The sequence below is a fragment of the Vibrio sp. 10N.222.52.C12 genome, assembly GCF_041474215.1.
In the GTDB taxonomy this organism is placed as follows: Bacteria; Pseudomonadota; Gammaproteobacteria; order Enterobacterales; family Vibrionaceae; genus Vibrio; species Vibrio crassostreae_C.
In genome coordinates this window covers 1-26,023 of the sequence record NZ_JBFRTR010000037.1, presented here as the reverse complement: position 1 = coordinate 26,023, position 26,023 = coordinate 1, and the positions used below count along the sequence as shown (strand labels likewise).

Sequence of the window (26,023 nt, the reverse complement as noted above, 5' to 3'; positions counted from 1 at the left end):
GTTTTGTGTTTGCGGTGTAATGGTTTCGGTTAGGTGGTGCTCACGCCTAACATCCCAGCATCAACCCCCAACTTGAAGTACCTCGAAACTCGATTATGTGAACTCCTAATAGCTGAATAGTTACTCTAATATACAATGAGTTTTCTAATGGCTCTGAGGGGGCGGACATGACAGATATGGCAATATCAAGTTACCTTGGCTGGTTGTTACTTCTTATAGGTTGTTATCCTTTCTTGCTTGTTGGTGTCAGTATGTTTTTCTATGATGCAGAGCGTAAACAAGCATTAAGGTGGTTGAACGGAGTTAGTTTTCTATTGGCTGTATTCCTTCTTTACATGCATATGCAGACAGAAGTCATCTATGGTCGGGAACTGCTCGAAGCCTGGTATCATGATAACCCAGAAGATAGGCCTCAATAAAAAGTACATAACAAGTGTTTATTATCCATTTCGGTATATAAAAATGATGCTAAACGATTGGCATTTCCAGCTAGAATCAACTTTAGTGTTTTCGGCACAATGGGTGAGGTGAGGTGATCGCGATGTCAGCTACTTCAAGCGGCGATAACTCTTCTAACCAATAGTGCTTATCGGAGTGAACCATGTTCTCTTAACAAGTATAGCTCACCATTTTTGGCATCAACTACGTACGGTTTTTGACTGGTTAAAAGAGTTACTTAATGTTGGTAATTACTTAGGTTACTATTTAGCTCAGTATTGATTTGATATACAAAATTTTTGGACGAAGGTTATGAGAAAAATAATATTAAACATTGTCTTACTATCGGTGTTTGTTGCGTCTTTATTTCTAACAATTTCATCAGCAATAGACATTTCAAAAGAAGTGACAGTAAAGCTCCATGAGTTTGATTGGAGTGGTGTCTCCGGTGTAATGGACATGGTCATGGTTATTTTAACTTTCGTCTTACTGGTTGGACTGAAACAAGGTTCGAAATCTATTGAGGAATCGACCCGAAGTCGTAATGCCGAATTGTTGAATTGGGCGATGGAAGAGATGTCAGCATTAAAACCTGCGATTAGGTTGGTGACAGACGCTCACAAAAGAGAGCCTTATAGTCAGGTAACTAGTGACGTTAGTGTGGATTATGTATCGACATGGAGCAAAGAAGAATTACAAGCAGCTCAAGCTGTAAGTGTCGCGTTGCAGAGAATGGGGTACTTTGCTACTCATGATTTGGTATCAAAAAAGCATTTTCTGAATCTTTGGGGGCCTTTATATCTATCATGTTGGTATTCACTCGAAGGTTGGGTTAAACATAAGCGACTTCAACTTGATGAACCTTTTGATATCGCTGATGGTGCATACTCGAGACTGTACTTTGAAAAATACGCCATGTACTGTGAAGAAAAGTTACCGCCTTTGTTATTGAATAATACAAGAAAGCAGTTTGGCTTAGAGCCAATGGTTCAACCCAAAGCCCACATTAAGTTGGGCATAAAATTGAAAGCAAGGCTCACAGAAAAGGTTGATATCTAACTATTCACATCACAATACTTTTTGGAATCAAAGGGGCTTGTTAACGCGATCAACACATAAATGCCAAGAGTGTATTGGCTGATCGTATATTGAAGAATGTTTCTTCAAAGGGAGATGCATGTCATTGGTTATGTGTAATGGAGAGAATAAGGGAATAACGAAAGTACTAATTGCGGGGGCTAGTGGATACATTGGTCGTCACGTTACATCGCTATTCACAAAAAGTGGCTTTGAAGTTTTTACATACGGTAGAGACAAAGTCGTCACTCCTCCTTTAGTTGGGTTAATAAAAGATAGAGCTGACTATGAAGGCTTCTTTGACGTGGTTGTGAATTGTGCGCGTCCACATTGGTCACAATTCTCCGCACATGAAATTGCCGATGTGGAGCAGGAATTGCTCTCTGAGTTAGACCTACTTGCTGCTAAAGGAGCAACAAAGATACATACATCAGGTGTTTGGCTATTTGGCAACGCCTCTAGCGCTGATTTGAGACAGTTTAGACTGAAACCCTTAGACGCCGTTAGATTAGACGTAGAAACGATACATAGCGCTATTAGAAACAGGTGGCACGTCGTTTACTGTCCTAGTTTGGTTTATGGCGGTGAGGATTGTCAGCTAAAACGAATTGTAGAATCTTTCGCTAGCCAAACGATTCAAGTAGGTGTGCCGTCTATCGGCTATAACCAATATGTTCATGTCTACGACATTGCGAAGTTCTATCTACTTTTGGCGCAAGGCCGAACCTTAGAAAAGCAGCATTTTATTGCTGAGACGCAAGGCTATAGTCCTGCAGAGTTCGCTCGACTCTTACTAGCTGCAAAAGCTGTAACAAAAGTAAGAAAGATCCGTTGGGAAGAGTTTGAGGTAGAAAACGGTTCGTTAGCTGTAGAAGTCGAGAAGATGAACCTTACACTTCCAATTAGTTATTCGTTTGAGGCTACTGAGTCAATTAGCGAATATATTGGAAATTACATATAGTTGAGTGCTTATTTCTGATTCCCAACCCTCGGTACTTTTAGTTGAGTTTAGTCTCTCCGGCGTATGAGCTTAAGTTAATCAGCAGCGTCATTTTTTAGTTAGCTCGCATTGAACGACAAGCGCGCTCCACACCTTTATACAGCATGAGGCTTACCAAACATGGAGAAGACCTTGATCGTACGGACTGCGACGAAAGAAGACTCAAGTGTCTTGTTAGAGTTTATTGAACAAAAAGCTGACTTTGACCGGAGTATGAGAGGGTTTAGTGGTGAAATCTCGACAACTATAGAGAAAATCGAACGCACACTATTTGGTGATTACGCATTTGCTCATGCATTAATATTGGAACGGAATTGTGAGCCTTTTGGCTTCGCACTGTATCACTATCGATATTCATCCTTCAGTGGAGAGCCATCAATCTGGCTTGACGACCTATTGGTAACAGGAAATCAAAGATCAAAAGGGTATGGCCATGAACTTATGTTGGCTTTAAAGTCACAAGCGGAGTCATCATATGCCTCTCACATCTCATGGACGGCAAGTCCACATAATAAGAAAGCGCATGATTTCTACAAAAGGTTGGGTGCAGAGGTTGAGCGAATGGATGGTCAAAGACCTTATTTCCGTTGGGCAATGTGCGATTCGTAAATGAATCAAAAGGAACTATGAAAATAACGACGCTGGTTGACAACTCTCGACTGGATAACAGGAAAGATTTAGCCTTTGAGCGCGGACTATCACTGCATATTGAAACTGAATCGCTAAAGATCTTGTTCGATATGGGAAGTGGCGATACGTTTTGTCAAAACGCACCATTACTGGGTATTGATATCAAAGATGTAGACCTCGCTGTCATATCACACAGGCATCATGATCATTGTAATGGCACCGCTGATTTTGTTGCTCATAACTCTAAAGCCAAAGTGTTTCTGAAAAATTGCGAACAGAAAAGCTATCATTTCCGGGCTTTCGGTTTCAAAAGTGATGTCGGGATCAATCCGGACTTACTAGAAAACAGCAACGAGCAGTTAGTCTTCGTTAATCGTACGACTGAGATCGCCTCAAATGTCTTTGCTATCACAGATATTAGCGTGAAACACGAACAACCTAAGGGTAATAAATACCTTTATACACAGTCGAAGAATCGACAGGAGCGCGACTCATTTGATCATGAATTACTGTTGGTGATTAAAGAGAAAGACGGTTTAGTTATATTTACTGGTTGTGCGCATAGTGGCGTTCTCAATATGGTTGAAACAGCGGTTACTATGTTCCCAGGAGCGAGAATAAAAGCCGTTGTCGGGGGCTTTCATCTAGTGGGGTTACCATTATTGAATAGTATTGGTGGCACAAAGCAAGACATTAGAGAGCTTGGATTGACGCTGTCTCAATACCCCATTGATAAACTGTATACAGGGCACTGCACAGGCAAGAAAGCTTATGGCCTGTTGAAAGAAGTATTAGGCGAGCGTTTGGAAGCAATGCCGACAGGTCGGCGTATTCATGTGTAGCGTTGGTCAAACCTTAGCTGTACGTTTGTCACTTGGTAAGAATTAAGGAGTTTTAAGTGAGTCAGGAAGTAAGAGTAGGTGTAGCTGCGGTTATTCTACGTGAAGGACGAGTACTACTTGGAGAACGAATTGGTTCTCATGGGGCTCATACGTGGGCAACGCCGGGCGGACACCTTGAGTGGGGTGAAAGTATCGAAGAGTGTGCCAAACGCGAAACACTCGAAGAGACTGGTTTAGTTGTTAGTGCATTTGAGAAGCTTTCTTTTACCAATGATATTTTTGAGAAAGAGAACAAGCACTATATAACGCTGTTTGTTGTTGCTTCTGACGCTAGCGGCGAACCAGAGATAACAGAACCTGATAAATGTAAGCAGTGGAAATGGTTTAAGCTCGATGAGTTACCAGAGCCATTGTTTCTTCCTCTGACGAATTTGCTTAACGATCCGGTCATCCTTGGGAAGCTAGCGCCGTAAACGTGAACGATTGGAGGGCATATCAATGAGATCACCTTTTCAAGTTTTAGTCTTTCCCTACAAAACAGTCGATAACAAATCTCGATTTTTAATCGCACGCAGAAGGGACAATGGTGTTTGGCAGGCAATATCGGGTGGTGGCGAAGACAATGAATCATTACTTGAAGCAGCAAAACGAGAACTCTCTGAAGAGACTCAGCTAGTCGGTTGTAATTGGCAGTTGCTCGATTCAATGTGCATGCTTCCAAAAGTCTTTTATGCAGGAAATCACAATTGGACTGAGCATCCATTCGTAATTCCTGAGCATTCCTTCTCAGTTAAAGTGACGAAAGATCCTCAATTATCAAATGAACACACAGATTACCGTTGGTGTGACTACCAAGAAGCTATTGAACTTCTAACATATGACTCGAACAGAAACGCGCTTTGGGAGATCAACGAAAGGCTTTACAAAGCTAGCTAAAGTATACAGATTAATTAAATCTATATTAGAGTAGAAATCCTGATTAGATTCTTACTAATCTCTCGCTATTTAGTGAATAGGTAAATCATGACATTACGAGTAGTTCCAGAGCTTTATTGTTTCGATATTAATGTGAGCAAATCCTTCTTTGTCGATGTGTTGGGGTTTGAAGTGAAATACGAGCGCCCAGATGAGGAGTTTGCTTATCTAACGCTTGATGGTGTTGATGTGATGCTTGAAGGGATTGCGGGCAAAAGTCGAAAATGGCTTTCAGGTGACCTGGAATTTCCTTTAGGGTGTGGCGTTAACTTTCAATGGGATGTTATCGATATCGAACCACTTTATCAGAGAGTTAACGAAAGCGCCGCTGATTCTATTTACTTAGCGTTAGAGTCGAAGTCTTATCAATGTGGGGGTTTGATCGCGACTCAGAAGCAGTTCATCGTTCAAACTCCTGACGGTTATCTCTTTAGGTTCTGCCAAGATATTCGTTAACACATAAGTATTATTAGCTACTCATTTATTACGAGAAACACGGCTAACTAAGTACCCGTATAAACAAGGAGAGTAGAGTGGTCAACATTCGGGAAATGGACATTTCAGACTACGACTCAGTGATCGCGTTGTGGTGCCAGACAGAAGGCATGAGTATTCGCGATGCCGATTCGAAAGAAAGCATTGCGAGCTATTTAGAGCGTAACCCCGGTCTGAGTTTTGTGGCTGAAAGTAACAACGAGATCATTGGCGCTGTGTTGGTCGGAACGGATGGACGTCGTGGGTATTTACAACATTTAGCTGTCTCGGCCAACTTCAGAGGGCAAAAGTTAGGTTGTAAGCTTGTTGCAGAGGCGGTCAACGCCCTTGCAGGGTTAGGCATCCCGAAGACCCACTTGTTTGTCTATAACGACAACATCAATGCTCAACAGTTTTACGAAAAGTTGGGCTGGTTTCCTCGAGATGAAGTTCGAATGTACTCGTTTAATAGTTCGGATAATAGTAACGTTTAGCTTTAAAGGTTCGCGCTGGCTGAGCTTGAATTTGTAACAGGTTCGCGCGCATCCGCCCAATATCAAAACAATCCTTGGAGTATTTAGAAATGTTGTTTTCTAGTCTGTCTAAACCATTGGTTCATAGCTCCGAGTTATGTTCTGAGCTGCTCAACTTCTTAACCGAGCATAAGAGTGATTTCGAAGAAAAGTTAATCCCAGACCTGTCATACATCGATGATATGGCACATGTGGTGAACGGTATCAAAATCAAAGACGTTCTACACATCAATGCGAATCAATACCGACTTCAATATTCGTTTGATTGGGAGTTGTTTCTAGGTTGTTCAGATAGGAACGAAACCGGTGTAGAGAATGGAAGTGTTCTATTCACACTTGAGGATGATAACGTTCTTAATATCAACTTCCCAAACTACGGTTCTCGAGACACTAGCGATGAGCTCTAGTCGGTTTTTCGTGGGTGCTATACAGAAGGAAGAGCAATGATAACTATCGAAAGGCTTGAAGAATCCCATGTGGCGTCAGTTCAGGCCATCCAACTCGCCGATGAACAGGTTAAGTTCGCTGGTACAGCTGCAGAGTTTTTATTAGACGGCAGTGAAACGACGCACTTGCACGTGATTAAGTCTGATCACGAAATTGTTGGTTTCTTTAAGCTGGATATCGCTTACGCAGAGCACTACCAATTCTGCCCTGAAGGAAGCATTGGGCTAAGAGCTTTTGTGCTTGATAAAAACCAGCAAGGTAAAGGTTTAGGAACTGGCACGGTCAAAGCTTTGTTTCCATATTTAAAAGCGAATTACTCAGCGTATCAGTCGATTTACTTAACTGTGAATTGCAAAAATCCCGCAGCATTTAACTGTTATCAGAAAGGCGGCTTCGAAGATACCAATGAACAGTATTTAGGTGGCGCAGCAGGCCCGCAATTTATCATGCGCGGTCGAATTGCTTAGTAATATGAACCGATTAATTGTTGATGGGACACTCCTGAACAGCTATATGCAGGTTGAGAGTCTTAAAGAACACGAAAAGGAAATTTGATGAAGGTTCAATATCTTGAAGTGGTTACCCCAGAAGTCGATGTTGTTTGTGCAACATACGCTCAGCTCTACAACGTGAAGTTCAGTGGTGCAGATGTAAACCTTGGTGGGGCGCGCACTGCAAAGCTATCTAATGGTGGGGTAATTGGCATTCGAGCGCCGCTTCGTGAAACTGAAGAACCAACTGTTCGTCATTACACGCTGGTAGATGATATTCAGTCTGCAGTAAATGCCGCCGAGAAACTTGGCGCCGAAGTTGCGGTGCCGCCAATGGAGTTACCACGTCACGGGATGTGTGCCATTGTTATTCAAGGTGGCGTCGAACTCGGATTCTGGGAGTTATAGCTGATGAATAGCCTTTAGATTGTGAAGGACGAGATACTACGATTTATGATACGACACCTAGTGTCTTTACCTGCTTCATGGCATCATTCCCCGCAGTAAAACCCCAACAAGGTATGTTATGAAACAGAATATTGTCCACATTGCACTCGTGGTAAAAGACTACGATGAAGCGCTTGATTTCTATGTAAACAAGCTTAAGTTTGATCTCATCGAAGACACGTATCTACCAGAAGAAGATAAGCGTTGGGTTGTTGTTGCTCCACCAAATTCAACCGGTGTGAGCCTGTTACTTGCTAGAGCTTCCAAGCCAGAGCAACTCGATTTCATCGGCAACCAAGCTGGTGGACGCGTATTCCTATTCTTAAACACCGATGACTTCTGGCGTGATTACGAACGCATGACGTCTTTGGGCATTAACTTTGTCCGAGAGCCTAAAGAGCAAGGCTACGGCACCGTTGCTGTGTTTGAAGATCTTTACGGTAACTTGTGGGATCTGCTTCAGTTAAACCCTGAACACCCTATGGCTAACAGGTAGATAAGCTTAGCCCACAACCATCGGGTGTTGCGTATTACAAAATGTCGGTTCATTGGGAGTAACGCTTCTCTTTCGTTAGGTTAACCCTCCGCACCGCTAAATCATCAACTTAAGTTAAGGAAGCTCATCGTGGAAGAAATCAAAGGCATTCTGCAATTCATGGTCGAGATTGAACAATTAAAGGATGTTCATCGACAGACAAAACCGGTTGGATTGGATCGATATGAAAACTCCGCTGAGCACAGTTGGCACGTCTGTTTGAGCGCTCTTATGTTGAAAGACTATGCCAATGAAGAAATCGATATTACGCGAGTAATGAAGATGCTGCTGATTCATGATCTTGGGGAAATCGATGCCGGAGACACCATCATTTATGCCAGTGAAACCGAAGAAAACAAGCTCAAAGAGAGAAACTGCGTCGAGCGGTTGCTGAAATCATTGCCGAGCCATTCAACAAGCGAGTATTTGGATTTATGGCTTGAGTTCGAAGCCGGTGAGTCACCAGAAGCTAGATTTTGTAAGGCGATCGATAGAGTGCCGCCTTTGCTTCATAACATCCATGGTGGTGGTCACAGCTGGAAGAAGCACAACATATCCAAAGACAAAGTACTGACCTTCAATGGCGAGCGTATTTCTAAAGGCAGTCGTGCCTTATGGAAAGAGCTAGAAGTGCAACTTGAAGGTGCTGCGGAAAAAGGGCTATTAAAGTAAAAGTTAATTTCATCCTTAGCGTAAGAATAGCTTTAGCTTTTCAATGAGGGAGATCTCGATGGTAACTGATTCAAGATGCATGGCACTTACCTTGTGTCTCATTTCTTTCTAATAAAACTCTAGTGGACAACAATAAGTTCGAGAACCGAGTGATAAGTTGTTAGTATGTATCAAATTTATAAATATCAGTTGGCTTATATAAATGCTTGATAATAAGTATATTAAACACCCTTATCACTGTGAGCAGTGCGACGCACTTACCCCGCACCTTGCTGTTAGCGCTTCCGATGCTGAATCTAAAGCGGACGCTGAATCTGAAAAGAAACAATGGAAGTTAGGCGTGTTGATGGAGTACCTGGTGACGTTATTGTTTAGAGGTGACCATAATGTTCCCGGTTTTTATGTAGACAGTGATTACGAATACCAATGTGAGAAATGTGGGACTAAGTCGTGGCACTGATCGTGTGTTTAACTTTTGAAAAAATCCCCACCTAAACTGATGATAATAAGACGCATTAGAAAAGTGATCCTCTCTGCAAACTGAGAATGGAAACGCGTCTATACTGACATGGGTTACGTCGCTGATTTTGGAAGTGGCGCTATGAATGTAAGTTTGATTAGGTTAAATCTCTGAGGTGACGATGAAAAAATTACTACCACTATGCGCCATTTTACTCTCGGCATCATTTTCAGCTGCGGCTTCTGATGGTTTGATTAAATACCAAAGTAATTACTCAGTGAAAGAGACTGCTGACCGCTTTGAAGAAATCGCCAAGAGCAAAGGTTTGACCTTGTTTGCGAGAATCGACCATCAGAAAAACGCGAGTAAGGTCGATCTTGAATTGAGACCAACGGAAGTCATCATCTTTGGTAACCCGAAAGTAGGGACACCATTAATGCAATGTGCTCAAGAAGTCGCGATAGATTTACCGCAGAAGGTGTTAGTCACTGAGGATTCTAATAAGAAAGTATGGTTGTCTTACAACGATCCTAATTACTTGGTAGAGCGTCACGCGATCAATGGCTGTGACGAGGTCGTTAAGAAAGTATCGGGTGTACTAAGCAAGCTATCAGAAGCGACAGTGGCGAAAAAGAAAGCAAAATAACCAAGATCAATAAGCACTCATTAAGACTATTAATAGGTGCGATATGACGATGATATCGCTTATTAGTCATTGTGTTGACAACTAAGCAACAATATATAAAAGTAGTTTTATGAAACTGAATTTAGCGCCATCTAACCAACGAATTATCATCATTCCATAGGAATGGTGGGATTGTTGATGCGCTTTGTTTATCGAACCCACCCGTAAGGTGGGTTTTTTGTCGCTGTCTTATGGGTTTTATCTGAATAGAGGAAGTCATATGAAAAAGATCGCGGTTTTTGGCAAGCCTGGGAGTGGAAAATCCACAATCAGCAAGGCGTTAGCACTAGCTACAGGCATAGAGCTTCACCAGTTGGACTCTATTGTTTACAAGGCCAACGGAGAGTTTGTTGAACGTGAAGTATTTGAGGAGGCTCATGAGAGCATACTTAAGTCAGAAAGCTGGATCATCGATGGTTTTGGCCCTCTAGGCTCGTTCAACACACGTTTAGATGCAGCTGATACCTTGGTTTATATCGACCTTCCTTATTCAATTAGCTACTGGTTTGTAACCAAGAGAATGCTCAAAGGTCTATTCGTTAAACCTGAAGGCTGGCCTGATGGAAGTTCAGTTATAAAAGGGACGATACAAAGTTATAAGACACTAAAACTGTGTCCTAAATTTTGGAATGACGACTTTAGAGCGCAGTTAGAATTGCGGGCTAAAGAGCAAGAGGTTTACATCATCAGAAGCGTGACTGAATTGAATAACTTTGTTCACCAACACGTCACTTAACAGTCGAGAGTTTACCTTTCTTTAAAACGCTCTTACTTACTCATAACGTCATGAAAATATATAGATTTAACTCAACATGTGGCATATTTGCCATGTGTTGAATTTGTGCTTTGAATTAAGGCGATAGATATTATGTATGGAAGTGAGAAGACGAGAGCGTTCTGCTGTAACTGTAAGGAACTTACACTGCATAGGTACACGATGTTCAGTAGCCAAGTGCAAAAGGCACCACAAGCTGAAGATAAAGAACCGAGCTTACTCCAACGAATTTTATCGGAGTTTCTATCTTTTGGTGTTACAGGTTCGGGCGCGACAGGTGATTACAAATGTACCCAATGGGGAACATATCTGAATACACCAGACAACCTCGACTGAGTTTGTGAGTTTGTGAGTTTGGCTTAGGCAAATAAAAACGGGAAGACCTCAATGATCTTCCCGTTAGATATTACTTAACTCATCGTGCTATTGGCAGTTTGAGTGAGAAGCCTTATGCACAACACTTCTTGTATTTTTTACCGCTGCCGCAAGAACATGGATCGTTACGGTTGGGGGTCTTTTCAAACGTCATCGTTTTTGGCTTGTTCAGTAGAGTATCAAGCTCGATGGTGTTCTCTTCTTTGTCTGCGTCGACTGTAACAGTAACGAAGATAGTATTTTCAGCGGCTAGTGCTTCAACTTCAGCTTTGCGCGCTTCAGTTTGAACCATTACTGCGATTGGAGATTCTTCAGTACCCGCTTTCACATCGCGGTTTACGTTGTAGCCAGCAAGAACGTGGTTCTGTCTTGTTTCGATACGGCCTTTGAAAAATAGTTTCGACATTGGGTACTCATAAAAAATGTTGAATGGCGCTATTTTTAACGACGATAGCGCAATGGAGCGGGGATTATACGCATATATTGCAATTGATAAAGCAGTGATGTGAGCAAACACTGTTTGGTTATTGTTTGCTAGTAACGGTTTGCTCTCTAGCATTGTTCGGATTGGACTAATTTTCAAATTCAAGACAATAAGATTTCCCTAAATAGGCTTATGAATGATAAATTCAAATTATTAATCGAAACAAAGAGATAGTGTATGAAGTTAGATGCCATCCTGTGGGATTACGATGGAACCTTAGTCAATTCCGTTCCAAAGAATATCGCAATCACAAAAGACATTATCTCTTTAGTCGCGCCACACTTGTCAGGCGACAACTTACCTAAATATTTGCTTAGCGAAGCGCTTTATCATGAAGCCAACCACGGGGCTAAAAACTGGCAAGCCTTATATGTCGATTATTACGGTTTATCACACGATGAAATGTTGATCGCTGGTGGAATGTGGGCAGAGCATCAAGAGAAAAACCAAACAGCCGTCGCCTTGTTTGAAGGAATGGAAACCGTGGTTAATCAGTTTGCTCATCTTCCTCATGGGATCTGCTCTCAAAACTCTCAATTGAATATTCGTGGTGTGCTCGACAGCTATGGCATTGGTGATTTGTTTAAATCGGTAGTGGGTTATGACGATGTTTCGAGCGGCAACCAAAAACCCCATCCATTTGGTGGTGTGAAATGTGTCGAGAACATATTTGGCGCCGATCCGACTAACGAGCTTTGTTTGATGTACATCGGTGACCATGAAGCGGACACACAGTTTGCTCGCAATATTGAAGCCGCGCTGGGTAAAAACGCAAAAGTGATTGCCGTTGCAGCAGGTTATAGCCGATCGAAACCTGAAAATTGGCAAACCAAGCCCGATTACATTGCTAACAGTGTCGATGATCTTTTAACGATCATTAGCAAGTACGCATAACGAAGCAGACATTTAAAAATCACCACACGTAAATAACTTGAAGGAAGAATAATGACACCGAAAGAAGTGGTATTAGGTTTTTGGGATGCAATGCGCACCAACGATTTTGCAAAGGCAAGTGAATGGCTAGCCGAAGATTTTCAAGGTTACTGGCCTCAGTCGTCTGAATTGACGTTAGGGCGCGACAACTTCACTGCAATCAATACTGAATACCCAGCCAATGGTGTTTGGGAATTCACGCTCAATTCGATTGTCTGTGAAGGTGATACGGTAGTCACGGACGTTTCGGTCACTGACAGTGTGTTGAAAGGCCGAGTGATCACCTTTCACACGGTGGTTGACGGTTTAATTCAAAAGCAAACTGAGTTTTGGCCAGACCCATTCGAAGTGCCGGCGTGGCGATCGCAGTGGGTTCAGATCGTATCGAACAATTAGTTTGTATCGATACGATCAGTTTGTCACGAACAATCAGGTTGCACAGAATAAGTAAACATTAGGAGGTTTCATTGAGCAAGGTAGTGGTTGTAACCGGCGGAAGCCGAGGTATTGGCGCAGCGACGTCTAAATTGTTGGCCAGTCAAGGCTATGCTGTATGCGTTAACTTCATACACAATGAGTCGCGAGCTGAAGATCTAGTGAATGAGATTCGCGAACAAGGCGGAACCGCGATTAGTGTGCGTGCGGATGTGTCTGTTGAATCGGACGTGAAATCTTTATTTGAGATTGCTCGTAATAAGCTAGGTCCAGTGACGCACTTGGTCAATAATGCCGGGATCTTGTTTACCCAGTCACCGTTGGTTGATATTGAATTGGATCGCTTTGAAAAGGTGATGAAATCCAACGTATCAAGCTGCTTTCTGTGCAGTAAAGCCTTTATCAAACAAGCCGATGGCGCGGGTTCGATTGTGAATGTATCGTCTGCCGCTTCTCGTACTGGCGCACCGTTTGAGTATGTGGATTACGCAGCATCGAAAGGTGCGATGGATTCACTCACCAAAGGCTTATCGCTTGAATTAGCTTCACGCAATATCCGAGTGAATGGCGTAAGGCCAGGTTGTATTTATACTGAGATGCATGCAGACGGCGGAGAGCCAGATCGCGTAGACAGACTAGCTTCGCAGTTACCGTTACAACGAGGTGGCACACCAGAAGAAGTCGCTAACTCTATCGCATGGTTATTGTCAGACGAAGCTTCGTATGTCACCGGCTCGTTTATTGATATTGCAGGCGGTCGATAGGGCACGTTTGCCTTTACACTAATATAAACAAGTTACAACCATCAACACGCAACAAAAGTACCTAACTAAAAGAACGAAACTAAGAGTACAACCATGAAAAACTATTTTGAAAGCCCGTTTGTTGGAAAGTCACTCAAAGAACAAGTGACCAACCCAAACATCATCGTGGGCGAGCACAGCTATTACTCGGGTTACTACCATAACCACAGCTTTGATGACTGTGCGCGTTACCTATTACCGGATAGAACCGACATCGATAAGCTGATCATTGGCAGCTACTGCTCGATTGGTTCTGGCGCCGTGTTTATGATGGCGGGCAACCAAGGCCACCAAAACCAGTGGGTGAGTACCTTCCCGTTTTTCTATCAAGACGATGAGAAGTTTGAAGGTGCGATAGACGGCTTTGAACGCTCTGGTGATACCGTGATTGGTAACGATGTGTGGATTGGTACAGAAGCCATGATCATGAGTGGTGTTAAGGTTGGTGACGGAGCCATCATCGCAAGTCGAGCGGTTGTGACTAAAGATGTCGCGCCATACTCGATTGTCGGTTCAAACCCAGCACGCCATATCCGTTATCGTTTCAATGAGACTGAAATCGCTCAGTTGCTAGAAATGAAATGGTGGGAATGGAGCGAAGAACAAATCAAAGGCGCAATGTCGCTAATGTGTTCTTCAGACATTGGTGGTTTGTACCATTATTGGAAAGGATTCTTGAAGCCTTAAATTGTCGTTCACAGATGAAATGTGAATGGTGAGAACGAGATTAAATTTAACAAATTACTCAATAATCTGATTATGGCAATGCGATTGTGATACGAGTAACTTATTGATTGTAAAGATATTGAATAGTATGGCATGTCGCATTAGCGTGGTGGATGAATTGGAAGGGTATTATGATTAGTTGCAACGATTACGATTATATTGAGATTGTGTGTATGCACCGATACCCAATCAAATTAACGCTGAAATCTGGCGAGCAGATTGAATGTGTCGGATTAGATACTCAACGCAATGATAGCCGTGAAGAGTGCATTAAGGTCAGTATTCAAGGTTTAGAACAACTTGTCGTACTCACAGACCTTTCCACACTAGAAGTTTGTGTCGACAACCCTCATTTTCAGCAGATTTCATTCAAAACGTCATAGGCTTTCAAATGAATAACACCATAGAACAATGCTATTGCACCGCATGCAGAGAAGACACACAACATGTTGTTGTGTTGGTCAGAAAGACGAGTGCGTTTGCAGACAAACCTAACCAAAAGCGAAGCGAGTTTTGGGCAGGCATGATAAAAGGTTGGTTCCTTGGCCCGTTTATCGCGTCAATGGATGAGTTTTCTCGTCACCTTGTCTGTGAAAAGTGTGGGCATAAAGAGATACAAGATTAGTCGTGTTATTTTACAAAACATTGGATTCAATATAGTTAGATCGTCAATTGGTTTAGGAATAAAACGAATGAAAGTAGAAACGATTGAAGCCGTAAAGGCGTATGGTTTTTCAGTAAGAACCACTAATACCGATGAGATGGACCCAGCCAAAGCCAAGATAGGGCAATTGTGGCAGGGCTTTTTTGACCAAGCGTTTCCAAAATTAACGCCGGATTCAAAAGTGTACGGTGTCTACACCAACTACGAGTCAGACTTTACGGGTGAATTTGATGTTATCGCTTGTACTAGCGCACTCACCGATAACAATTTAGATGCGCTTGTAGAAACCGAAATACAAGCAGGCAAATACTTAACGTTTTCTGCTGAAGGTGAACTCCCTCAAGCTGTGATCGACCTATGGGGTGAAGTGTGGGCGTATTTCAGCGCTGCTGACTGCCCACATGTGAGAACTTACACGACAGATTTTGAACTATACAAAGGTGAAACTGAAGTCGAGATTTCGATAGCGATTCAGTGATCAGGTTAAAATGAACAAAAGGCTTAGCTTAGACTGTGTTTGCCAGTTAAGAGACAGTAGTTACCGGTAAAGAGACAACGGAATCCCAGTTAAGCCTTTGAATATCTGTTCTTTACAAAGAAGATACAGTGTCACGTAACTACTTTAATACCTAGGAATTATCTATTCCAGAATTCCCCTAGATCACCCTAGATACCCTTAAGTCACCCAAAATTCTCTTAAGTTATCCAAAAAGACAATCTTGCTTGGTTTCATTCCACAAAGGGTATTGCTTCATGACTTGGGTGTAGAGCTTACTTTCAAGGTGCGCTCTTAACCAACGTCCTACGTTTTGATATTCCGATTTCACAAACCACTTCTTTTCGACTCGCACAAACTGACTGACGAAAGGCATCACCGCAAAATCGGCCAAGCTTGGGCTTTCTCCAAAAAAGTAGGGCTGATCGGTAAGTCGCACTTCTAACTGCTTAATGAAGGTTTCGCAGGCTTGTCGGCGTTGTTCAACATCGATGTTTCGGTAACGAACCGATGCACGATACCTTTCTAAGTGACCAATAAATTCTTCATCGTTGGTTTTAATGAGCTGCTGAACTTGTTCGCTAAGCGTTGGATTGCTTGAACGCAGAAGATCTTGAGGATCGTTTTGTTGAAGTGACCAGTTCATCACATCCAAGCTCTGTTCAATGACTTGTCCATTGGGTAACACCAATACAGGCACTGTTCCTTTTGGCGAACTGGCCAATAGTTCGCTAGGCTTGTCTTTGGTAACGATTTCTCGAAGTAACACTTTTTGCTGTGATAGTGCGATGCCCATTCGTCCGCGCATTGCATAAGGGCAACGGCGTAAAGAATAAAGGATAGGTAGATCGGATTCGTTCGGAATTATTGAGGTCATTTAGTTTGAAAAGTGTTGTACGGTGGTAAAGAGATCGTGATGTGGGTAGAATACGCGGCTTAAAAATTATAAGTAAGTGAGCGACTTCAAAAATGAGCAGAAAAATTGAGTTATTAGCCCCAGGTGGCGATGTAGAAGCGATAAAAGCCGCCATCGTAGCGGGTGCTAATGCAGTTTATTGTGGTTTAGACACATTCAACGCTCGTAACAGAGCCTCTAACCTGTCGTTAGACGAATTGAATGGTGTGATTCGCCTTGCTCATGAATACGGCTGTGAAGTGTTCCTGACTCTTAACGTTGTGCTACTGGAGCACGAGACTAAGAGCATCACCAAACTGCTGAACCAGCTTGTGAACACCAAAGTGGACGGCATCATTGTTCAAGACTTGGGTTTATTCAACCTGGTTAAGAAGCATTTCCCATCGTTAGACGTTCACGCGTCGACTCAGTTAACTACGCACAACGAAGGCCAGATTAAGTTCTTGTCTAAGATTGGCGCGACGCGCGTTAACTTGTCTCGTGAGTTGAACCTGCCTGAAATCAAGATGCTGACGGAAGTGGCACACGATCACGACGTATTAACCGAAGTGTTCGTACACGGCGCTCTGTGTATCGCATTCTCTGGTCAATGTTACTCAAGCTCAGTAAGTGTGGGTAACTCAGGTAACCGTGGTCGTTGTAGCCAAGCGTGTCGTGATGAGTACGAAATCACCAACGCGGGCAACAAGTTCCCACTTAACCTGAAAGATAACTCAGCTTACTACGACCTACCTGAATTGGTTGATGCGAAAGTCGACTCATTGAAAGTAGAAGGCCGTATTAAAGGCGCACACTACGTTTACACTGTGGTAGACACATGGCGTAAACAGATTGATAGCTTTGTAGAAAGTGGTTTGTTGATCGAAGACGATTCGAACCTACACAAAGTATTCAACCGTGATTTCACCAACTCTTTCCTAAAGGGCAACCTAACGAAAGACATGTTCATCGATAACCCGCGCGACAACAGCATGAACTACGCTGTTGAAAAAGCGACGGAGCAGAACAACGAAATCTCAGTTGTACAGATTCAAGAAGTGACCAACGAACTTCACCAAGCGAAAGACGTTCTTGGTAACGAAATGCGTGACAAGATCGAGTTCCTTGATATTCGCAAGACACCAGTAGCACTGTCGTTCAGCGCAAAAGTGGGTCAACCATTTACGGTGACTGTGAACACGCCAAAAGAGAACTTTACTCTTCAATCTAAATCGCTATTGAAAGCGGTTGAAGAGAAGGCGATTACTCAAGAGCTACTTGAGAAGCGCTTCAAAAACGTGAAGAGTGCAGTTCACACGCTAGAAAGCCACGACTTCAGTGAAGTGGATGCAGGCTTGTTGATTCCTCTAAAAGAAGTTTCAGACCTAAAAGACGAGATCGACTTCATTCTGAACGGCTCTGTGGAAGTGATTAAGCACGTTGAAGTGCCAGCACTGCCTCAGCACCCTAAAGTGAACGAGAAGCCGACTATGTCGATGCTTATCGCCGATGTAGAAGACTTACACCTGTGTGACGTGACTGACGCGGATGTTTACTTCAAACTTCCAGAAAGCTTCAAGAAGCGTTGTAACAAGTACATCAACATCTTGGCAGCAAACCCACGTTTGATTCCTTGGTTCCCAGCGGTATTGATCGGTAAAGATTACGACGAAGCGGTTCGTATTCTTGAAGAGATCAAGCCAGCTCGCATCGTAACCAACAACACGGGTATTGCTTACAAAGCTTACGAGATGGGTATTGAGTGGGTTGCAGGCCCGTTCATGAACACGACCAACTCTCACGCACTGGTTACTCTGAAAGAAGAGCTGAACTGTGCAGGCGCATTCATTTCGAACGAGATCAACAAAGGTCAGATTCGTCATATTCGTCGCCCAGAGAACTTCAAACTGTTCTACAGCATTTACCACCCAATCTTGATGATGACCAGCCGTCAGTGTTTCTTCCAAAGAACCGTGGGTTGTAACAAGCCAAGCATCGAAGCAGGTTGTATGTTGAAGTGTGAGAAAGCGACCACGATTACCAACGTGAAAGGCATCTCTTTTGCGGTTGATAAACAGAAGGGTGGCTACCCAAGCATTTACAACCACGAGCAGTTCTTGAATCACGACGCAGTAACTGACTTCTCTGGTCTGTTCGACGAGTTCTTCATTGACCTAACCAACATCGGTGCAGGTTCTAAAGAAGTGAAAGACAAAGTTGAGCTTATCAAGCATTTCGAAGCGCTACTGAACGGCGTTGAAGGTTCACAACAGAACCTAGAGCAGATGGTTGAAGTTCGAACTAATGCTCAGTACGTGCAAGGTCTATAGCGTACAAGGTTTATAGGGTTCAATGTCTATGGGCTGTAAGGCTTATAGCTTCTAACGCAAAGAGCGTTCAAGGTTTATAACGCTCAACCGCTTATAAGCACTCTGAACCAATAAACAAAAGGCCACTCAATCGAGTGGCCTTTTTAATGTCTGAAACTTTCTGAATCTTTCTCAACCAACGAATACGTTATTCTGTCACGGCTTCTTGTTTGAAGCATGGGCTTTTCAACGTGTTCATCTTTTCGATTTCATTGGTTAAGCGCAGCGAGAGCAGGGCTTTCTGGTTCGAAGCAAAATCAAACATCACGATAGTCGCAGTGCCAACGGTCGTCAGTTTCTGTTGAGCCTTACTGACAATCGCGTATTCCATGGTGAATCGGTCATCTTGAATATCGGTAACACGTGAGCCGACCATCAAGGTATCTGGATACGTGACTGGGCGGAAATACTTACAGTAAGTGTCACCAAGAACAGGACCAACTTTGGTAATCGCCATCTCTTCCATCAGCTCGACGTGCTTGAAAAAATCTAAGCGAGCGGTTTCGAAATAGCGAAAATATACAGCGTTGTTAACGTGATTGAGTGCGTCCATTTCTCCCCAAGCGACAGGGATTTCTGTTACTACCGGGTAGTCAGATAATAGTGCTTCCATGCGAACTCTCTTATTGTTATGTAGGGATAAGTTGTTATTGGAATAAAAACCCTACCGCTAAATTAACAAAACTGCAACACGCGTGATTTAAGTTTTTGAAGCTTGAAACCACACAATGTCAGTGACTTAGTTGCACATCCACTCAATGGTTACGCACTAAGGTGTTTGAATTGCAGCTCAACCAAGCGTTGGTACAATTCGCAGCTATTGATGAGAGACTGGTGGTCGCCGATGTCTACTAGTTGTCCTTTATCGAGCACCGCAATTTGGTCGGCGTGTTTAATTGTTGATAATCGATGGGCGATAATGATCGTCGTTCTGCCACGCATTAACTCTTCTAACGCTTGTTGTACGTGATGCTCACTTTCACTGTCTAGTGCGCTGGTTGCTTCATCCAACAATAGAATATTTGGATCTTTCAAGATGGCACGTGCGATAGCAATACGTTGTCTCTGCCCACCAGAAAGCCTTACACCACGTTCACCAAGAAAGCTGTTGTAGCCATCAGGTAGGTTTTGAATGAACTCGTGTGCGTGCGCTTTCTTCGCCGCTTCGATCACTTGCTCGTCTGTTGCCTGCGGGTTGCCGTAGCGAATGTTATGGAACACATCGTTACTGAACAGAGCAGGTTGTTGCGGTACCAATGCCATCTGCTTTCTTAGCTCGTTAGGATCAAACTGATTCAGTTCAACACCGCCTAAGGTGACCTTACCCACTTGTGGGTCGTAGAAACGTTGCAGCAGTTCGAACAGGGTAGTTTTACCTGCGCCAGACGGGCCAACCAGTGCCAACACTTTGCCTTCATGGGCAGTAAGCGTGAGGTTGCTTGTTGCGGGTTGGTCCGGTCTTGATGGATAACAGAAGGTCACATCATCAAATGCTACTTCTGGCGTTACGTTAGCAAGCGAGGTTGGGTTCGCAACTGGCGCAACAATATGGCTTTCAACTTGTAGGATCTCGATTAAGCGCTCGGTCGCACCTGCCGCGCGTTGCAGTTCGCCCATCACTTCTGAAATCGTACCTAATGACGAAGCAACCATGATTGCGTAGAACACAAACGCGGCTAAGTCACCTGCCGACATAGTGCCGTTGATAACATCACTGCCGCCAACCCAAAGCATGCCTGCAATAGCACTAAATACAATCACGATAACGCCAGAGATAAGAATCGCGCGCTGTTTTACACGCTGGCGACCAATCTCATATGCCTTTTCAACTTCAACCGCGAATGACGCTTTCTCTTGCTCTTCTCGGCTGTAGCTTTGCACCGTTTTAATGTGTTCAATCGCTTCACCTGCGTAAGAACCCACATCAGACATCGAATCCTGACTTTGACGAGATAGGGCTCTGACACGACGCCCGTAGACAAGGATCGGGATCAAGATAAATGGCACCGAGGCCAATACAATCAACGTCAGCTTAATGTTGGTGGCAAACAGCATGATGATTGCACCAATACACATCAACGCGCTGCGCATCGCCATAGAGAACGATGAACCTATGATGCTTTGAAGCAGAGTAGTATCCGTTGTAATGCGCGACATGATGTCGCCACTGCCATTGGTTTCGAAGTAACTCGGATGCAGCGTCACGACATGATTGAAAACCGATAAGCGAATGTCTGCACTCACGCGTTCCCCAACAGAAGAAACCAAGTAGAAGCGGAAGAAAGTACCAATCGAGATCAACACGACCACGACCATGATGAACTGAATTGCGCTGCCTAAATCTGAGAGTGATTGTTGGCTAAAACCTTGGTCGATGAGAAGGCGAATACCGTGTCCGACTGAAAGGGTTAAGCTCGCTGTGAAGATCAACGCGATCAACGCAGCAATAACACGACCTTTATAAGGCTGAATGAATTTACTCAGCTCAAACAAAATACTGAGGCTTTTTTTCTCAGGTTTGGGTTCTGGCGCTTGTTGAGTCGATCGCTGAGTCTGTCGCTGGTTCGAGTCGAGCGTAGAAGAGACATCGTTTTGCATATGACTGCCTTAATGTGTTGTCGCTTTAAAAATAGATGGCTTGTTGCTTGTTGCTTATGGCTAATTGCTTTATGACTTATTGCCTGTACTGCGCGTTGTTCGCTGGGCAGTAATTGTTGTTGAGAATCGAACCCATTAAAGCATTTATTGCGCTGTGACGCTCCCTAGGAAACTCAATTTCCAATATTTCATCAACACTAAGTGAATAATTCGAAACGACCTTAAAGGAAAACTAAGCATTTTGATCCAGTCAGTTGGATAGGAAACCAAGCTATTTAACCCTAATTTTTATGCAAGTAAATTAGCGTTGATAGAAGAGTGCACACATAAACAAGCAACCGTGCGATGATTTATAAATTGATAGCAAAACGTTTGCTATTTATCTCGATATTAGCTTTATCAATGACTTGTAAGTTTTGGTTGTAAGACCAGTTATAGCGACTGTTTTTTGTGGAATATTTGTTACAAAAATTCAACAAAGTAGTTTTTTATACATTTTTCTTGCATAAAAACTCGGATTGAATAGAATAACCAACAAATGACAATTAATGCAGTATTGTGGCATGAGTATTCAAGTAAAGAGCATCAACAAATCATACGGTGATACCCAAGTTCTTCACGACATCAGTTTCGACTGTGAGAGTGGCGAAACCTTGGTATTGCTTGGCCCAAGCGGCGCGGGCAAGAGTTCATTACTGCGTGTATTGAACCTGCTTGAAATCGCGGACAACGGCGAATTAGACATTGCGAATGAGCAATTCGATTTTTCAAGCCAAATCCAAGAAAAGCAGGGGCTTAAACTTCGTCGTAAAGTCGGCATGGTGTTCCAGCAATACAACTTATGGCCACACATGACGGTGATGGAAAACTTGATTGAAGCACCAACCAAAGTGGCGGGTTTGGATAAGCAAGAAGCGATTAAGCAAGCGCAAGAAGTCCTAAAGACACTTCAACTTGCCGACAAAGCAGACGCTTGGCCACTTCAACTGTCTGGCGGTCAACAACAGCGTGTTGCGATTGCACGTGCGCTGATGATGAAACCGGATGTGTTGTTGTTTGATGAACCAACAGCGGCGCTTGATCCTGAGATCACCAACCAAGTCGTGAGCATTATTAAAGAATTGAGCGGAACGGGCATTACCCAAGTGGTCGTGACGCACGAAGTCGATTTCGCGAAGAAGATTGCTAGCCACGTTCTGTACCTAGAGAAAGGGTACATCATTGAACACGGCACCAGCGATTCATTCGTTAATCCGCAGACACCTGAGTTTGCTGAATATTTGACTCATTAAGTAAGTCACTTATTAAAAGAAAGTTGACTCACTAGATCTAGCTAAACACAACATCAATTAAAACAATCAAATTATAAGAATGGCCACAGGCCGCTATTACACAGTATTCGGAGTAACAAAATGAAAAAGATTCTACTAGCTTCACTTATCGGCCTTGCTTCTTTTAACGCAGCAGCTCAAGAAGAAATCAAATTCGCGATGGAAGCAACGTACGCACCATTCGAATACATGGATGAGAACAACCAAATTCAGGGTTTTGACGTAGACTTAGCAAACGCACTTTGTGAAGAGCTGAAAGCAACGTGTACTTTCCACAACCAAGCATTCGATAGCTTGATCCCTGCACTTAAATTCAAACGTTACGATGCGGCTATCTCGGCAATGGACATCACAGAAGCGCGTCTTAAACAAGTGAACTTCTCTAACGCATACTACGATAACTCTGCAGCATTCATTTCTTTCGAAGGCAAAGTAGCAGACCAAGCAGCACTAGAAGGTAAGCGTGTTGGCGTTCAAAACGGTTCTACTCACCAGAGCTTCCTACTTGAGCAAATGACTGGCGTAACAGCGGTACCTTATTCAAGCTACCAAGATGCATTTATCGACATGAAGAACGGTCGTATCGATTCTGTATTCGGTGACACAGCCGTTGTAGCAGAATGGTTCAAGAAAGAAGACAACCTAACGTACGTTGGCGATCAAGTAACAAACCAAGAGTACTTCGGTAACGGCTTTGGTATCGCAGTAAACAAGAGCAACCAAGAACTTGTAGACCAGCTTAACGTTGCACTTGCTGCAGTGAAAGCGAACGGCGAATACGACAAGATCTTCAACAAGTACTTCGGTAAGTAATTTATGGAATTAACGGGTTACTCTTTAGGGCTCGTCGAAGCAAGCTGGATGACTGTTCAGCTTGCATTCGTAAGTCTATTGGTTGGATTGGTTCTAGCAGTTTTGTTTGCAAGTGGTGAGATGTCTCGTCGTATTGCAATCAAATGGCCAACGACTGCATTTGTGACGATTGTTCGTGGTTTACCAGAAATTCTGGTCGTACTGTTTATCTACTTTGGTTCGACACAAGTTCTGTTCATGATCACAGGCGACTTCATAGAAGTGAGCCCGTTCTTATCTGGTGTTGTTGCACTGTCACTTATTTTTGCTTCTTACGCTTCGCAAACTATTCGTGGTGCGTTGAAAGCAGTAAGCAAAGGCCAGAGAGAAGCAGCAAGTGCGCTTGGTATTTCGCAATCTCATGCTTTCTTCAGAGTCGTATTGCCACAAGCTGTAAGACACGCGCTACCAGGGTTAACCAACCAATGGTTAGTGTTATTGAAAGACACTGCATTAGTTTCGCTAATTGGCGTAACAGATTTGTTGAAACAAGCACAACTAACATCCGCTGCAACGCACGAAGCATTTACTTGGTACGCGACAGCAGCAGCAATCTACTTGGTCATCACTTTAATCACACAAAGATTGGTAAAAGTGATTGATGGTAAGTTCTCTATTCAAGGTTTGGGTAACAAAGGGGCAATGGCATGAATCAACAATACCTCTCTCAAATGCTTGAAGGCTTAGTGACCAGTCTTCAACTCACAGGCGCTTCATTGCTTGTTGGTTGTATCTTGTCACTGCTGATGACGGTAACGCTAATTCTAAGAATACCGGCGATTCACTGGTTCACTCGTGGCATCATCACGCTGTTCACTGGCACACCATTGTTGGTTCAAATCTTCTTGGTGTATTACGGCCCGGGTCAGTTCGATTGGATTCGTGAAAGCTTCATGTGGACTTGGTTAAGCCAACCTTGGTTCTGCGCAATGTTAGCATTAGCTTTGAACACCGCGGCATACAGCACGCTACTGTTCAGAGGCGCATTCAACGCCATTCCAGCAGGGCAGTGGGAAGCATGTCGCGCACTTGGTATGGACAAAATCGCAACGCTGAAAGTGTTACTGCCATATGCACTACGCCGCGCCGTTCCAGCTTACTCGAACGAAGTGATTCTAGTTTTCAAAGGTACGTCACTGGCAAGCACCATCACCATCATGGATTTGATGGGTTACGCTCAGCGTATCAACGGCCAAACCTACGACACACTTACTGTGTTTGGTATCGCCGGCGCATTCTACTTAGCAGTAAACGGCATACTAACGCTGATCTTCCGCCAAGTAGAGAAGAAAGCCCTCGCATTCGAAGCCGCGTAAGCTAGCCACAAACAAATTTAATTAACGTATAAAGCCTGCCATTTATGTTCGCATAAATGGCAGGCTTTTTTGTTTTTGGGGTATGCGCAGAGGTACTGTTTTTATATCTAGTAGAGCGGGGTTTTTGCGAAATTCATACTATATAGAAATATTCTGCATTTTGTCATTCAATGAGTCTATCTATGTTTTAAGTCACTGAATTGCTGTGATTAATCGTGGTAAATTAATATGCATATGAAACTAGATAGAATGATTCTGTATTTGAATGCAGAATTTTTCAGTCTAATAGCTGTTAGCTGACAAAATAACAAGGAGAAACGGTGAAAGTTTTTATTAGTTGGTCTGGTGATACGAGTAAAAAAGTTGGGGAGGTTATTAGGGCTTGGTTGCCGTCAGTCCTCCAAACAGTAAAACCTTATTTTACACCTTCAGACATAGAGAAAGGCACACGTTGGTCATCAGATATAGCACAGGAACTCGATGACTCAATGGCGGGAATATTTTGTGTTACTAAAGATAACCTTAATAGTCAGTGGTTGATGTTTGAAGCCGGTGCTATCTCGAAAAAGGTAGAGCAGTCTATGGTTTGTCCGATATTAATTGGCATTGATAATTCTGACATTAATGGGCCTTTGACTCAATTTCAAACAACTCAGTTTGAAAGAAGCGAGATTAAAAAGTTGGTATCCGACCTTAACAAAGCAAATAAAGAGAACCAGCTTGATGAATCAGTTCTAAATTCTGTTTTTGATAAGTTTTGGCCGGATTTAGAAGAAAAGATCAACAGCATCTTGAAATCTTCCGGTACAGAGCATGCAAAAAGTGTGGATCTTCGGACTGATAGAGAAGTTCTTGAAGAAGTGCTAGATTTGTCGAGATCTTTAGCTATTCAAAAGTCTGGTGGGTTTAAACATAACAAAGAGTTAAATGAACTAATCTCTAGTTTTCTAATGTGTTTTGAAGGTGTTTTTGGTTATGACTGGGATCACTCAAAATTATGTTTAGAGCATGGAGGTTTTATTGCGTCAAATGGTACATTTATAAATCCTAAGGTGGTTGATGAAGAGAGTGATTGGGCTAATCGAGCTGGGTTGCTTAGATCATACAGAGCTTTAATTCAGTATATAGATAAAAATAATATAGACATTAACACCGGATATTAAGTGAGCTAACAAACGACTATGGCGTCAATGATTAATTTTTGGCTATGTTTTCATCCCACATGGCGCCATCTCTCAGCATAGAATTAAGAGTCACAACCATCT

35 protein-coding genes are annotated in these 26,023 nt (G+C 43.1%); 31 read left to right on the top strand and 4 right to left on the bottom strand.

Annotated elements, in window-relative coordinates; all coding sequences use genetic code 11:
• The first annotated feature begins 167 nt into the window (after positions 1–167).
• From AB4623_RS07485 to AB4623_RS07400, 18 genes are all read left to right on the top strand, one after another.
• Complete coding sequence (locus AB4623_RS07485) at positions 168–419, top strand: hypothetical protein (protein ID WP_017066550.1); 252 nt, start codon at positions 168–170, stop codon at positions 417–419.
• Positions 420–750: 331 nt separating this feature from the next.
• Positions 751–1,497: a hypothetical protein gene (locus tag AB4623_RS07480; protein WP_017061792.1), complete on the top strand. Its 747-nt coding sequence runs from the start codon at positions 751–753 to the stop codon at positions 1,495–1,497.
• Positions 1,498–1,615: 118 nt separating this feature from the next.
• The gene (locus tag AB4623_RS07475) at positions 1,616–2,476 is read left to right on the top strand and encodes an NAD(P)-dependent oxidoreductase (protein ID WP_017061793.1); all 861 of its coding nucleotides are present in this window, start codon (positions 1,616–1,618) and stop codon (positions 2,474–2,476) included.
• Between the two features lie 159 nt (positions 2,477–2,635).
• A complete protein-coding gene (locus AB4623_RS07470) occupies positions 2,636–3,124 on the top strand; it encodes a GNAT family N-acetyltransferase (RefSeq protein ID WP_017061794.1) in 489 nt (162 codons plus the stop codon).
• 17 nt (positions 3,125–3,141) lie between these two features.
• Positions 3,142–3,987, top strand: a complete 846-nt coding sequence (locus tag AB4623_RS07465; protein ID WP_372146080.1) for an MBL fold metallo-hydrolase — start codon at positions 3,142–3,144, stop codon at positions 3,985–3,987.
• Between the two features lie 56 nt (positions 3,988–4,043).
• Entirely contained in the window at positions 4,044–4,460 is a 417-nt protein-coding gene (locus tag AB4623_RS07460; RefSeq protein WP_017061796.1) for an NUDIX hydrolase, read from the top strand.
• Positions 4,461–4,485: 25 nt separating this feature from the next.
• Complete coding sequence (locus tag AB4623_RS07455) at positions 4,486–4,923, top strand: NUDIX pyrophosphatase (protein ID WP_017061797.1); 438 nt, start codon at positions 4,486–4,488, stop codon at positions 4,921–4,923.
• Positions 4,924–5,010: 87 nt separating this feature from the next.
• Entirely contained in the window at positions 5,011–5,418 is a 408-nt protein-coding gene (locus tag AB4623_RS07450) for a VOC family protein (RefSeq protein WP_017066549.1), read from the top strand.
• A 77-nt stretch (positions 5,419–5,495) separates the two neighbouring features.
• Positions 5,496–5,930 carry a GNAT family N-acetyltransferase gene (locus AB4623_RS07445; protein WP_029235822.1) on the top strand — a complete coding sequence of 145 codons (435 nt, stop codon included), beginning with the start codon at positions 5,496–5,498 and terminating at the stop codon, positions 5,928–5,930.
• An 89-nt stretch (positions 5,931–6,019) separates the two neighbouring features.
• Complete coding sequence (locus AB4623_RS07440; protein WP_017066547.1) at positions 6,020–6,376, top strand: hypothetical protein; 357 nt, start codon at positions 6,020–6,022, stop codon at positions 6,374–6,376.
• Between the two features lie 36 nt (positions 6,377–6,412).
• Complete coding sequence (locus AB4623_RS07435) at positions 6,413–6,883, top strand: GNAT family N-acetyltransferase (protein ID WP_017066546.1); 471 nt, start codon at positions 6,413–6,415, stop codon at positions 6,881–6,883.
• Positions 6,884–6,970: 87 nt separating this feature from the next.
• Positions 6,971–7,315, top strand: a complete 345-nt coding sequence (locus AB4623_RS07430; protein WP_017066545.1) for a VOC family protein — start codon at positions 6,971–6,973, stop codon at positions 7,313–7,315.
• 118 nt (positions 7,316–7,433) lie between these two features.
• Positions 7,434–7,850, top strand: coding sequence for a VOC family protein (locus AB4623_RS07425; RefSeq protein ID WP_017061801.1), 417 nt, complete (start codon positions 7,434–7,436; stop codon positions 7,848–7,850).
• 129 nt (positions 7,851–7,979) lie between these two features.
• Complete coding sequence (locus AB4623_RS07420; protein WP_017063928.1) at positions 7,980–8,561, top strand: HD domain-containing protein; 582 nt, start codon at positions 7,980–7,982, stop codon at positions 8,559–8,561.
• 202 nt (positions 8,562–8,763) lie between these two features.
• Entirely contained in the window at positions 8,764–9,021 is a 258-nt protein-coding gene (locus AB4623_RS07415; protein WP_017066541.1) for a hypothetical protein, read from the top strand.
• Between the two features lie 181 nt (positions 9,022–9,202).
• Positions 9,203–9,667 (top strand): DUF302 domain-containing protein, encoded by a 465-nt coding sequence (locus AB4623_RS07410; protein WP_017066540.1) that lies wholly within the window; start codon positions 9,203–9,205, stop codon positions 9,665–9,667.
• Positions 9,668–9,926: 259 nt separating this feature from the next.
• On the top strand, positions 9,927–10,442 hold the full coding sequence (locus AB4623_RS07405; RefSeq protein ID WP_372146078.1) for an adenylate kinase: 516 nt from the start codon (positions 9,927–9,929) through the stop codon (positions 10,440–10,442).
• A gap of 132 nt (positions 10,443–10,574) precedes the next feature.
• Positions 10,575–10,817 (top strand): hypothetical protein, encoded by a 243-nt coding sequence (locus AB4623_RS07400; protein WP_372146076.1) that lies wholly within the window; start codon positions 10,575–10,577, stop codon positions 10,815–10,817.
• Positions 10,818–10,929: 112 nt separating this feature from the next.
• Here AB4623_RS07400 and AB4623_RS07395 read toward each other — a convergent pair whose 3' ends face one another.
• Entirely contained in the window at positions 10,930–11,262 is a 333-nt protein-coding gene (locus tag AB4623_RS07395) for a PBPRA1643 family SWIM/SEC-C metal-binding motif protein (protein WP_017068336.1), read from the bottom strand.
• Positions 11,263–11,517: 255 nt separating this feature from the next.
• Here AB4623_RS07395 and AB4623_RS07390 point away from each other — a divergent pair, with 255 nt between their 5' ends.
• The 7 genes from AB4623_RS07390 to AB4623_RS07360 all read left to right on the top strand — a co-directional run bounded on the left by AB4623_RS07390 (position 11,518) and on the right by AB4623_RS07360 (position 15,379).
• Complete coding sequence (locus AB4623_RS07390) at positions 11,518–12,234, top strand: HAD family hydrolase (RefSeq protein WP_372146075.1); 717 nt, start codon at positions 11,518–11,520, stop codon at positions 12,232–12,234.
• A gap of 51 nt (positions 12,235–12,285) precedes the next feature.
• Positions 12,286–12,669, top strand: coding sequence for a nuclear transport factor 2 family protein (locus tag AB4623_RS07385; protein ID WP_372146073.1), 384 nt, complete (start codon positions 12,286–12,288; stop codon positions 12,667–12,669).
• Between the two features lie 71 nt (positions 12,670–12,740).
• Positions 12,741–13,472, top strand: a complete 732-nt coding sequence (locus tag AB4623_RS07380) for a glucose 1-dehydrogenase (RefSeq protein WP_017066537.1) — start codon at positions 12,741–12,743, stop codon at positions 13,470–13,472.
• 93 nt (positions 13,473–13,565) lie between these two features.
• Positions 13,566–14,198 (top strand): type B chloramphenicol O-acetyltransferase, encoded by a 633-nt coding sequence (catB, locus tag AB4623_RS07375; RefSeq protein ID WP_017063920.1) that lies wholly within the window; start codon positions 13,566–13,568, stop codon positions 14,196–14,198.
• A 170-nt stretch (positions 14,199–14,368) separates the two neighbouring features.
• Positions 14,369–14,620: a Rho-binding antiterminator gene (locus AB4623_RS07370; RefSeq protein ID WP_137001806.1), complete on the top strand. Its 252-nt coding sequence runs from the start codon at positions 14,369–14,371 to the stop codon at positions 14,618–14,620.
• An 8-nt stretch (positions 14,621–14,628) separates the two neighbouring features.
• On the top strand, positions 14,629–14,862 hold the full coding sequence (locus tag AB4623_RS07365; protein WP_004733848.1) for a hypothetical protein: 234 nt from the start codon (positions 14,629–14,631) through the stop codon (positions 14,860–14,862).
• A 67-nt stretch (positions 14,863–14,929) separates the two neighbouring features.
• Positions 14,930–15,379: a GyrI-like domain-containing protein gene (locus AB4623_RS07360; protein ID WP_372058385.1), complete on the top strand. Its 450-nt coding sequence runs from the start codon at positions 14,930–14,932 to the stop codon at positions 15,377–15,379.
• Positions 15,380–15,602: 223 nt separating this feature from the next.
• Here AB4623_RS07360 and AB4623_RS07355 read toward each other — a convergent pair whose 3' ends face one another.
• The gene (locus tag AB4623_RS07355; RefSeq protein WP_017061817.1) at positions 15,603–16,193 is read right to left on the bottom strand and encodes a glutathione S-transferase; all 591 of its coding nucleotides are present in this window, start codon (positions 16,191–16,193) and stop codon (positions 15,603–15,605) included.
• Positions 16,194–16,366: 173 nt separating this feature from the next.
• Here AB4623_RS07355 and AB4623_RS07350 point away from each other — a divergent pair, with 173 nt between their 5' ends.
• Positions 16,367–18,622, top strand: a complete 2,256-nt coding sequence (locus AB4623_RS07350; protein ID WP_372117271.1) for a peptidase U32 family protein — start codon at positions 16,367–16,369, stop codon at positions 18,620–18,622.
• Positions 18,623–18,809: 187 nt separating this feature from the next.
• Here the strand turns inward: AB4623_RS07350 and AB4623_RS07345 are convergent, their stop codons facing one another.
• Both AB4623_RS07345 and AB4623_RS07340 read right to left on the bottom strand, forming a co-directional pair.
• A complete protein-coding gene (locus tag AB4623_RS07345) occupies positions 18,810–19,274 on the bottom strand; it encodes a thioesterase family protein (protein ID WP_017061819.1) in 465 nt (154 codons plus the stop codon).
• 149 nt (positions 19,275–19,423) lie between these two features.
• Complete coding sequence (locus AB4623_RS07340; RefSeq protein WP_017061820.1) at positions 19,424–21,259, bottom strand: ABC transporter ATP-binding protein/permease; 1,836 nt, start codon at positions 21,257–21,259, stop codon at positions 19,424–19,426.
• A 563-nt stretch (positions 21,260–21,822) separates the two neighbouring features.
• On the opposite strand from AB4623_RS07340, the gene artP reads away from it, so the two are divergent.
• The 5 genes from artP (at position 21,823) to AB4623_RS07315 (ending at position 25,921) form a co-directional block, all read left to right on the top strand.
• Positions 21,823–22,551 (top strand): arginine ABC transporter ATP-binding protein ArtP, encoded by a 729-nt coding sequence (gene artP / locus AB4623_RS07335; RefSeq protein WP_372146071.1) that lies wholly within the window; start codon positions 21,823–21,825, stop codon positions 22,549–22,551.
• A 120-nt stretch (positions 22,552–22,671) separates the two neighbouring features.
• Entirely contained in the window at positions 22,672–23,403 is a 732-nt protein-coding gene (locus tag AB4623_RS07330; protein ID WP_004733839.1) for a lysine/arginine/ornithine ABC transporter substrate-binding protein, read from the top strand.
• Between the two features lie 3 nt (positions 23,404–23,406).
• Entirely contained in the window at positions 23,407–24,093 is a 687-nt protein-coding gene (artQ, locus tag AB4623_RS07325) for an arginine ABC transporter permease ArtQ (protein ID WP_017100134.1), read from the top strand.
• The gene (artM, locus tag AB4623_RS07320; protein WP_017068344.1) at positions 24,090–24,758 is read left to right on the top strand and encodes an arginine ABC transporter permease ArtM; all 669 of its coding nucleotides are present in this window, start codon (positions 24,090–24,092) and stop codon (positions 24,756–24,758) included. The genes artQ and artM overlap by 4 nt, the downstream gene beginning before the upstream one ends.
• Positions 24,759–25,078: 320 nt before the next feature.
• Entirely contained in the window at positions 25,079–25,921 is an 843-nt protein-coding gene (locus tag AB4623_RS07315; protein WP_017070689.1) for a TIR domain-containing protein, read from the top strand.
• The last annotated feature ends 102 nt before the right edge of the window (positions 25,922–26,023 follow it).

Bases quoted from the DNA above. Each gene is read 5' to 3' on its own strand.
- AB4623_RS07485 (WP_017066550.1), top strand. From the start codon at position 168: ATGACAGATATGGCAATATCAAGTTACCTTGGCTGGTTGTTACTTCTT.
- AB4623_RS07480 (WP_017061792.1), top strand. From the start codon at position 751: ATGAGAAAAATAATATTAAACATTGTCTTACTATCGGTGTTTGTTGCG.
- AB4623_RS07475 (WP_017061793.1), top strand. From the start codon at position 1,616: ATGTCATTGGTTATGTGTAATGGAGAGAATAAGGGAATAACGAAAGTA.
- AB4623_RS07470 (WP_017061794.1), top strand. From the start codon at position 2,636: ATGGAGAAGACCTTGATCGTACGGACTGCGACGAAAGAAGACTCAAGT.
- AB4623_RS07465 (WP_372146080.1), top strand. From the start codon at position 3,142: ATGAAAATAACGACGCTGGTTGACAACTCTCGACTGGATAACAGGAAA.
- AB4623_RS07455 (WP_017061797.1), top strand. From the start codon at position 4,486: ATGAGATCACCTTTTCAAGTTTTAGTCTTTCCCTACAAAACAGTCGAT.
- AB4623_RS07450 (WP_017066549.1), top strand. From the start codon at position 5,011: ATGACATTACGAGTAGTTCCAGAGCTTTATTGTTTCGATATTAATGTG.
- AB4623_RS07440 (WP_017066547.1), top strand. From the start codon at position 6,020: ATGTTGTTTTCTAGTCTGTCTAAACCATTGGTTCATAGCTCCGAGTTA.
- AB4623_RS07435 (WP_017066546.1), top strand. From the start codon at position 6,413: ATGATAACTATCGAAAGGCTTGAAGAATCCCATGTGGCGTCAGTTCAG.
- AB4623_RS07430 (WP_017066545.1), top strand. From the start codon at position 6,971: ATGAAGGTTCAATATCTTGAAGTGGTTACCCCAGAAGTCGATGTTGTT.
- AB4623_RS07425 (WP_017061801.1), top strand. From the start codon at position 7,434: ATGAAACAGAATATTGTCCACATTGCACTCGTGGTAAAAGACTACGAT.
- AB4623_RS07415 (WP_017066541.1), top strand. From the start codon at position 8,764: ATGCTTGATAATAAGTATATTAAACACCCTTATCACTGTGAGCAGTGC.
- AB4623_RS07410 (WP_017066540.1), top strand. From the start codon at position 9,203: ATGAAAAAATTACTACCACTATGCGCCATTTTACTCTCGGCATCATTT.
- AB4623_RS07405 (WP_372146078.1), top strand. From the start codon at position 9,927: ATGAAAAAGATCGCGGTTTTTGGCAAGCCTGGGAGTGGAAAATCCACA.
- AB4623_RS07400 (WP_372146076.1), top strand. From the start codon at position 10,575: ATGTATGGAAGTGAGAAGACGAGAGCGTTCTGCTGTAACTGTAAGGAA.
- AB4623_RS07395 (WP_017068336.1), bottom strand. From the start codon at position 11,262: ATGTCGAAACTATTTTTCAAAGGCCGTATCGAAACAAGACAGAACCAC.
- AB4623_RS07390 (WP_372146075.1), top strand. From the start codon at position 11,518: ATGAAGTTAGATGCCATCCTGTGGGATTACGATGGAACCTTAGTCAAT.
- AB4623_RS07385 (WP_372146073.1), top strand. From the start codon at position 12,286: ATGACACCGAAAGAAGTGGTATTAGGTTTTTGGGATGCAATGCGCACC.
- catB (WP_017063920.1), top strand. From the start codon at position 13,566: ATGAAAAACTATTTTGAAAGCCCGTTTGTTGGAAAGTCACTCAAAGAA.
- AB4623_RS07370 (WP_137001806.1), top strand. From the start codon at position 14,369: ATGATTAGTTGCAACGATTACGATTATATTGAGATTGTGTGTATGCAC.
- AB4623_RS07365 (WP_004733848.1), top strand. From the start codon at position 14,629: ATGAATAACACCATAGAACAATGCTATTGCACCGCATGCAGAGAAGAC.
- AB4623_RS07360 (WP_372058385.1), top strand. From the start codon at position 14,930: ATGAAAGTAGAAACGATTGAAGCCGTAAAGGCGTATGGTTTTTCAGTA.
- AB4623_RS07355 (WP_017061817.1), bottom strand. From the start codon at position 16,193: ATGGGCATCGCACTATCACAGCAAAAAGTGTTACTTCGAGAAATCGTT.
- AB4623_RS07350 (WP_372117271.1), top strand. From the start codon at position 16,367: ATGAGCAGAAAAATTGAGTTATTAGCCCCAGGTGGCGATGTAGAAGCG.
- AB4623_RS07345 (WP_017061819.1), bottom strand. From the start codon at position 19,274: ATGGAAGCACTATTATCTGACTACCCGGTAGTAACAGAAATCCCTGTC.
- AB4623_RS07340 (WP_017061820.1), bottom strand. From the start codon at position 21,259: ATGCAAAACGATGTCTCTTCTACGCTCGACTCGAACCAGCGACAGACT.
- artP (WP_372146071.1), top strand. From the start codon at position 21,823: ATGAGTATTCAAGTAAAGAGCATCAACAAATCATACGGTGATACCCAA.
- AB4623_RS07330 (WP_004733839.1), top strand. From the start codon at position 22,672: ATGAAAAAGATTCTACTAGCTTCACTTATCGGCCTTGCTTCTTTTAAC.
- artQ (WP_017100134.1), top strand. From the start codon at position 23,407: ATGGAATTAACGGGTTACTCTTTAGGGCTCGTCGAAGCAAGCTGGATG.
- artM (WP_017068344.1), top strand. From the start codon at position 24,090: ATGAATCAACAATACCTCTCTCAAATGCTTGAAGGCTTAGTGACCAGT.